At 64.5% G+C, this 8,404-nt stretch carries 6 protein-coding genes; 5 read left to right on the top strand and 1 reads right to left on the bottom strand.

Annotated features, from left to right (window positions below; all coding sequences use genetic code 11):
- Positions 1-4: 4 nt before the first annotated feature.
- Positions 5-1,273: a M20 family metallopeptidase gene (locus F4Z81_10570; GenBank protein ID MXW05497.1), complete on the bottom strand. Its 1,269-nt coding sequence runs from the start codon at positions 1,271-1,273 to the stop codon at positions 5-7.
- A gap of 117 nt (positions 1,274-1,390) precedes the next feature.
- Between F4Z81_10570 and lpdA the strand changes: the two genes are divergently transcribed.
- The 5 genes from lpdA to F4Z81_10595 all read left to right on the top strand — a co-directional run.
- Positions 1,391-2,785, top strand: a complete 1,395-nt coding sequence (gene lpdA, locus F4Z81_10575; GenBank protein ID MXW05498.1) for a dihydrolipoyl dehydrogenase — start codon at positions 1,391-1,393, stop codon at positions 2,783-2,785.
- 10 nt (positions 2,786-2,795) lie between these two features.
- Positions 2,796-5,240, top strand: a complete 2,445-nt coding sequence (locus F4Z81_10580; GenBank protein MXW05499.1) for a DUF255 domain-containing protein — start codon at positions 2,796-2,798, stop codon at positions 5,238-5,240.
- A gap of 68 nt (positions 5,241-5,308) precedes the next feature.
- The gene (locus F4Z81_10585; GenBank protein MXW05500.1) at positions 5,309-7,012 is read left to right on the top strand and encodes a hypothetical protein; all 1,704 of its coding nucleotides are present in this window, start codon (positions 5,309-5,311) and stop codon (positions 7,010-7,012) included.
- Between the two features lie 277 nt (positions 7,013-7,289).
- Complete coding sequence (locus tag F4Z81_10590; GenBank protein MXW05501.1) at positions 7,290-7,721, top strand: hypothetical protein; 432 nt, start codon at positions 7,290-7,292, stop codon at positions 7,719-7,721.
- 12 nt (positions 7,722-7,733) lie between these two features.
- Positions 7,734-8,404: phytanoyl-CoA dioxygenase family protein (locus F4Z81_10595; GenBank protein MXW05502.1), on the top strand; the 671-nt coding region annotated here is incomplete at its 3' end.

Below are 8,404 nucleotides of genomic sequence, written 5' to 3' on the forward strand. Positions count from 1 at the left end.
TGGGCTAACGCGCGACTCCCAGCATGTCGAACACGATGCCGCAATAGGCCCGTGCGACACGGAGAGTGGACTCGATACTGACGAATTCATTGGCCTGGCAGGTGTTTCCCCCTTCGGGTCCGTACACCAGCGTCGGGATGCCTCCGGTCACGGCAAAGTGATTCGTGTCAGCCACGCTCCTTGCCAGGGCGTATCGCACCGGCCGGCCGAGTTGTTCCTCGACCCGCTTCCGAGTGGACTGGACGAACTTCGAACCGGGATCCACGATGTACGGCGCCGGCGCGGGCGTGGGCCGGTCGTCCCACGTGACACGCCACTCGGACGCGATCGACAGGGACCGGATCAGTGCCTCGATGTCCTGCGCGGCCTCGTTGATCGACTGTCCGGGCAGTATGTGCCTGTCGAGGACGACCTGCGCGTGTTCCGGCACAAGGATGATGTTTCTCCCCCCGCTGATTTCGATGACGCAGATTGTGCCACCGAGGTCGAACTCCTCGTTCCAGCCCAGTTCGATCCGGTCCAGGGCCGTGATGATCTTCGCGGCGTCATGAACCGCGTTGACGCCTTCTCCCGTATACGCGGCGTGGGCCGTCCTGCCCGCCAGGTCGATCTTGATGACGTGGCGGCCCCGCGAACCGATGCGCAAGCGTCCCGGCGGCGTGGGTTCGGGTATGAGGCAGCCTTCGCACCCCTCGAGCAACCCGCTGTCGATCAGTGCGTGAGCGCCCCGGGACCAGTTCTCCTCGTCGGTCGTGGCGGAGACGATCAGGTCGCCGGCCAGTTCCGTCCCGTCCCGGACGATGGCCTCCACTGCGGCGAGCACGGCCGCCGCGCCGGCCTTCATGTCGTGCGCGCCGAGCCCGTACATGCATCCGTCTTTGACCACGGGCGACCACGGGTCAGTTTCCCAGCCATCGCACGCGTCGAAGGTGTCCTGGTGGAAATTGAGCATGATCGCGCGGCCGTTATCAAGCCCGTTCCTTTGGTCGTTCCCGTTCTCGCGGCCGGGAATCCGCACGGCCAGGGTGTCGCCCGAATCCTCCACCGGAATCCGGTGGATCCCGGCAAGACCGATCTCGCCGAAAAACCCGTGGAGCATGTCGCCCAGTGCCCGTTCGTTTCCCGTGACCGACGGAATGGCGACCAGCCCTTCGATCAGTTCGGTGATTCGCCCGTGTGTGATAGACTTGATGATGGCTTCCAGGGTCATGTGTCCGGCCGTTTCGTTACGCGTTCCGAAGCCCGTATTCATCGGTCTTCCGCTCCTTCTCATGATACAACGTAAAGCCCTGGCAGACAAGAGAATTATCTTGACATGAAGTGCCGTGCGCGTTAGTTATACCAGCGCTTCAGGGGCAGTTGGGATTCATTCATTTTTCCGGAGTCAGACATGGCATCAGAGAACTACGACGTGGCAGTGGTCGGCGGCGGCCCCGGGGGGTACGTTTCGGCGATTCGGGCGGCCCAACTGGGCTTGAAATCGGTGGTGATCGAGAAGGACAAGCCTGGCGGCGTGTGCCTGAACTGGGGGTGCATTCCCACCAAGGCGCTGCTGAAGAACGCCGAGCTTGTGCTGACCCTGCGCCACGCCGAAGATTACGGCATTTCCTGCGACAACCTGCGGTTCGACATGGGCAAGGCCGTACAGCGCAGCCGCAAGGCCGCCGACACGCTGGCCGGCGGCATCAAGTTCCTCCTCAAGAAGAACAAGGTGGATCTCGTCAGCGGCCACGGCCGCCTGGCTTCGGCCACTTCCGTCGACGTGACGAACGGCAAGGGCAAAACGCAGACCGTGAACGCCCGTTCGATCGTCCTGGCGACGGGTTCGCGCTCCAAGGCGATCCCGGCCGTCCCGGTGGACGGAAAGCGGATCATAACCAGTACCGAGGCCATGCTGATCGAGGAGCCGCCCGGGTCGATGACCATCATCGGCGGCGGTGCGATCGGCGTGGAGTTCGCTTACTACTACGCGGCCTACGGTACCGAGGTGACCATCGTCGAGATGCTTCCTCACCTGCTGCCCGTGGAAGACGAGGAGATCAGCGAAACGCTGGAAAAGAGCTTCGCGAAACTGGGGATCGGGATCAAGACCGGCGCGCGCGTCGAATCGGCCGAATCAGGTTCGGACGGCACCTCGGTGACCGTAACCGTCGACGGGAAAGAAGAGACGCTGCAAGCCGACGTCACGCTCCTGGCCATAGGCCGCGACGCGAATATCGAGGATATCGGGCTGGAAGCACTCGGCGTCGAGACCGACCGGGGCTTCATCAGGGTGGATGACGAGTGCCGGACGACGGTGTCCGGCGTGTACGCCATCGGCGACGTCACGGGCCCGCCCCTCCTCGCCCACAAGGCGTCCGCGGAAGGGATCAACCTGGTGGAGCGCCTCGCGGGCCATCCATCGGCGCCCATCGATCGCGGGAACATACCCGCGTGTACCTATTGCCAGCCCCAGGTCGCCAGCGTCGGCCTGACCGAGGCGCAGGCCGCCGCGGAACGCGAAGTCCAGGTTTTCAGAATGCCCTATCGCTCGAGCGGCAAGGCCGTGGCCGCCGGCCAGACGGACGGCATGGTCAAGCTGATCGCGGACGCGAAGTACGGCGAAATACTCGGCGCGCACATCATCGGAGCGGACGCCACGGAACTGATCGCGGAGATCTGCACCGCGCGCACGCTTGAATCGACCACCCGGGAACTCCACAAGACCATTCACGCCCACCCCACGCTGTCGGAACTGGTCATGGAAGCCGCCGCCGGGTTGGAAGGCGCGGCGATCCACATCTAGGGCTGCCCGCATGCCTTGCTCGGCCCGCTTTTTCCTCGCCGCCCTTGTCCTCATCGCCGGGACCGCGGTCCCGGGTTGCGATGCCGGACCGGGTCCTCCCTCAAACAGGCTGTCTGGAGAAACCAGCCTCTATCTGCGCGCCCACGCCCGGAATCCGGTGAACTGGCATCCCTGGGACGCGGAGGCGATCGAACGCGCCCGCGGGGAGGGGAAACCCATCTTCCTGTCCGTCGGCTACGCGACCTGCTACTGGTGCCACGTCATGGAGCGCGAGGTGTTCTCCGACCCCGACATCGCCGCGGTCATGAACGCCCATTTCGTAAACATCAAGGTAGACCGGGAAGAACGGCCGGATATAGACGAGATCTACATGACGGCCACCCAGCTCATCACGGGCGGAGGCGGCTGGCCCAATTCGGTGTTCCTCACGCCGGATCTCAAGCCGTTTTTCGCCGGTACTTACTTTCCGCCGGAGGACCTGCCCGGCCGGCCCGGATTCCCCCGCGTGCTGAACTTGATGAGGGACGCCTGGGAAAACCGCAGGGACGACCTGGTCGAACAGGCGGGCCGGGTGGCCGAAGCGATCCGCTCGTTTCAGCGCGACCAGGTCGCGGCCGACGGGACGGCGGAACCGGACGACGCCATCCTGTCCGGCGCCCGGTCCCATCTGAAGACGCGTTACGACGCCATAAACGGCGGATTCGGTCCCGCACCCAAGTTCCCGGCGCCCCTGCGTATCGAACTCGCGCTGAAGGAATACGAACGCACCGGCGACGGGTCCCTGCTGTCTATGGCCACCCACACCCTGGACGTCATGATGCGGGGCGGCCTCTACGACCACGTGGGCGGTGGATTTCACCGGTATGCCACGGATTCCGCCTGGCGCATCCCCCATTTCGAGAAGATGCTGTACAACCAGGCGGATCTCGCCCGGGTCTACCTGATGGCCTTTGTCATGACCGGCGACGCCGCCTACCGTGCCGTCGCCGAAGACGTGCTCGCCTTTGTCCAGAGGGAGATGCAGTCCGTCGACGGTGCGTTCCACACGTCGGTGGATTCCGAGACCGACGCCGTGGAGGGCCGGTACTACCTCTGGTCCGAGGCGGAGATCAGGGAGACGCTCGGGGCGGACGCCGACGTGTTTCTGGGTAGGTATGGACTGGCGCCGATGCCCGGGGTGGCGGCGGCTACCGGAAGTGCGGCTGTCGAAGACGCGTCGGAGGGCGTCGCGGACGTTCCCGCCGGATCCGGCGTCCTGTACGTCCGGGAGGAAGCGGGCTCGACCGGACCTTTCGCCGGACTGGAAGCCATGCGCGAAGCGCTGCGGTCGGCGCGGTCGAAGCGCAAGCGTCCCGTGGTGGACCCCAAGGTGATCGCGGCCTGGAACGGCCAGATGATCGACGCCTTCGCCTACGCGGGGCTTGTGACCGGAGACGGACGGTACATTGAAACGGCCGCGCGGGCAGCGGACTTCATGCTCGACCGGCTCTGGGACGACGAACTCGGCCTCTACCGGATCTATTCCGACGGTGCGGTTCGCAGACGCGCTTTCCAGGAGGATTATGCCCGCCTGATCGGGGGGTTGCTCAGTCTGTACGAGGCCAGTGCGGATTCCCGCTGGCTTGCCGCGGCCGAAACGCTCACGAACCGGATGAACGAGCGCTTCTGGGATTTGGATACCGGCGGGTACTACTTCGGGGAATCTGAGGAATACCAGCTCCTGCGCACGAGAAACGCCTTCGACGGGGCACGGGCATCGGGGAACGGCGTGGCCGCCCGGGCGCTGCTCTCACTGGCGCGCCACACCGGCGATACGCGGTACCGTGCGCGGGCCGCGCGTCTTTTTGGCGTCTACGCCGCGTCGATGATGGAGGTCCCCGGTCGGTTCACCTCCATGATCCTTGCGTTGCAGGTTTATTTGCTCGGTGAAGGGGATGGGGTGCGCACGGGAGACGGGGCCGGCGGACCCAATGCTGCGGTCGGCGGGGCCGGCGGACCCAGTGGCGGGGTCGACGGCGCCGAGTCCGGATTCGGCGGCAACGCGAAGGTCGAGGCCTGCCTGAACGCCGTACCGGGCCCGCGCGACGGGGTGATTGACGCGACCGTATCGATCCGTATCGAGGAAGGCTGGCACATTATCGGCGACAGGACCAATGTACAGGGCCTGGTTCCCACGGCCCTGACGTTCAATGCGGATCTGCCCATCCGGACCGCCGCGGTTGCCTATCCACCGGCGGATACGTTGCGGTTCGGCTTCTCCGACGTTCCGGTGGAAGTGTACCAGGGGGAAATCCGGCTGACCGCCCGAATCGAAGTGGACTCCAGACAGCTGGCGGAAGGCGGATCGCTCGCGGAGGGCGGGCGACTTTACGCGACTCTGTACTACCAGGCCTGCAACGACGCCGTCTGCCTTGCGCCGGCGGAAAAGGCCCTGTCCGTCCCGCTCGATCCGTGAAAGCAGTTGCCGAATACATCCGCAATGGTGTACAGTAACGGGAATACCGGATTTACACAGGATTCGCCATGCCTGAGACCCATCTCGAGGCCGACCCGCGACTGAGCGCACCGATGCGCCGGCATCTCCGTTCGCTTCACCTGGATACGGTGGAAGCCTACAGGACCTGGTGCCGGGAGAACGGTTTCAACATCCGCCTCAACAAGACCCTGCCGCAGCGCCGTCGGGAACTGGCCTCGTCACAAAAGACCACGAAACAGCACCGGATCGACGCGGAACTCGAGGCGCATATCACCGCCCTGGGTCTGGGTACCGTCGCGGAGTACCAGGCGTGGTGCCGGGCGCACGGTGCCGGGGACGGCCTGCAGAAAAGCAAGGCGCAACGCCGGCAGGAGGTCCAGTTGGGGCAGCAGGCGCGCAGCCGGGAGAAGGCCGACCGGTCGTCCGCCAGCCAGCACCGCAGGCGCCGGAAAGACCTGCTGAAGCGGATCGCCGCCGGCGAGGTCGACGACCGGGAACTCACCAGTCCCGTACTGCTCCGGGTGCGCCATCTCTTTCAGAACGCGCCGCTCGACCCGAAGGCCCGATCCGCTTTCCTGACGCTCCTCCTGCACGTCGAAAGACAGGGCAGACTGTTTCATCTCAAGCCGGTGGTGCCTCAATACGGGCCGCAGCCGGCCAACAATTTCGTGGACGGGCTGGCGTCGCTGGCCGCCTGGCACGACCGCTGGATCCGAAAGGTCGAGTCCTGGAAACCGGACAGCCACAACGGCCGGCGGCAGTTCGGCGCGCTGGCACGGCATCTCCTGGCCGAGTACGACGTGCCCGCGTGCATGGATACGGCATTCTTCGCGGGTATGGATTCCGAGGCGAATACCCGGCAGGATTGGTTCGTTCATGTCGGTACCGGCCAGAACATTCGCAAGGCCGCCATCCCGCTTCGATTCACCAAGCGCATGGCCCATGCATTCATCGTGTCCGCACCGACCGGATACACGGTGGACGCGGCCCTTCGCTGGGCCCAGGTGATCGGGATGGGCGGCGACGACCAGCTGGCGGAGGCGGTCTGCGATTCGATGCTCGGGGAGAGGTTCGGGGAAGGGTCGTTCTGGGAGACCGTGCTGCACTTCTTTGTGAACCATCCCCTGCTCGACGTGGCGCACGTGGGACCGATCGTCGATTACGTCCATCACCGACGGACGGCCGCCCAGGAGCGGAGGGAGCCGGACGGAAGCGTTCGTCTCATCGATCCGCCCGAACCGGACTTCACCATGAAGGGCCGAACGCCCGAATCCATGTTGCGGCGGGTGGAGGCCTGGCACCGCGGGTTGAATCGATCCCAGCCTAAGAAACCCCGCCAGTGGGCATCCTGCGGGGTAGATGGATACACGTGGGTGGACGAGGACGAAAGGGCGGGGGAGATCCGGACCTGGCGCATCGAGGAGATCCGCAACAGCCGGGACCTGGCCTACGAGGGCAAGCACATGAAGCACTGTGTGGCTTCGTACCTGACTTCCTGCGCGAATGGGACCCGGTCCATCTGGTCCATGAAGGTCGATTACCTGGGATCCGGAGCGACCAGAAACGTGTTGACCATCGAACTGCTCAACAACAAGAAGTACATCCGGCAGGTGCGTGGTCGCAGCAACAGCCGGCCCCTGGACGCCCACAGCGGACGCGCGCAGGAAGGCTGGAACGTGCTGACCATGTGGGCGGACAAGGAAGGACTGACGCTTCCGGGGGGCAGGTCGTGGGCCATGCGCAGGGTTTAGCAAAAAGTAAGCGACGGCATTTGGGCGGCCGCATGGGAAGCGGCAAGGAATGCCGTCGCTCTGATGATTGGATATGCTCCCGCAGGGCGCCGGAGTCATATCGAATCCTTGATCATTGGCGGGCCATCGATCGTGGCCGTGATGCAATCACGTGTTCGACGTCCGCCTCTACTACTCTATTGGACTCCGAAACGCCGAAAAAGATGCGTTAAATCGGTCTTGGCCTACGTTTTCTCGATCCCGGAGGACCAGGGCCCCGCGAGTGCACTCTCGAACGATGCCTATCGAAACGATTACCTTTCTCGCCGCGATCACGGGCTATGCCGGGTTGACCGCGAACATGGCTCTGGTCGCCGCAGGCCGGCACCGGCCGATACACATGACGCCGGTCGCGCTGATCGTCTTCGCCCATGTGCTGATGGTCTGGCACTACCGATACGAATGGGAGATCGCCCTGGCCACGCGAAACGGGTACGCGGGGTTTGTTATATTCCATGCCGCGCTGCTCGGTATCCTGGCCGCCCCGCTGGCCGGGAACCTGTGGGCAAAGCGGCTCGTGGCCTTCTCGTTCCTCGTCGCCGCCATGGGAGCCAGCGGCGCCGTGATGCGTTACGACGAAGTGGCCATATACCGTCTGCCTGTTTTCGTATGCGATCTCGTTGGACTTTCCGCGCTGGCTTACTGGATATTCGGTCGGTCCAGACCCTAGGAGGACTCAGCGATGATGAGCCTGGCTGAACAGAAGGCCTTTTTCGAGGAAGAGGGTTACCTGGTCGTCGAGGGCGTGCTGTCGGAAGACGAACTGGCCGCATGCCACGAGGAAATCGAACGCCTGCACCGGCTGTCGGCGGAACTCGAGTCCGCCGGCGATCCGGCATCCTCGCGTTTCCAGCGCGAACCCTACGCGAAGGGCGCGAACCGGCCGGACGGCCTGCCCGTGCTGAGGAAAATCGAAAACACGCGGGAGATCTCGACGTTCTTTCGCGACCTCTCCGTCCATCCCAGGCTGCTCCGGGTGGTGGGTGGATTGCTCGGTCCCGACCTGCTGCTCTTCCGCAGCACCCTGATGCTCAAGCCGGCCTTTCACGGCTCCGCCCATGCGCCGCACCAGGATTCGGCCTATTGGCCCATCGAACCGCCCGCGCTCGTGACCGTCAGCATTGCCCTGAACGAAGCCACGACCGAGAACGGCTGCTTCAAAGTCATCCCGCGCAGCCACACCTGGGGGTTGAAAGACTGGGGTCTTATCGCGCAGGCACAAGATGCGGAACCCGCGCAAGAGCGCGATCTGCGGGATGCCAATCAGGTCGAGGTGCCGCTGAAGGCCGGCAGCGCGCTCTTTTTCCACAGCCTGATGGTACACGGCTCCGGTCCCAACCGGTCCCCCCACCC

This window comes from Gemmatimonadota bacterium (assembly GCA_009835325.1).
In the GTDB taxonomy this organism is placed as follows: domain Bacteria; phylum JAAXHH01; class JAAXHH01; order JAAXHH01; family JAAXHH01; genus JAAXHH01.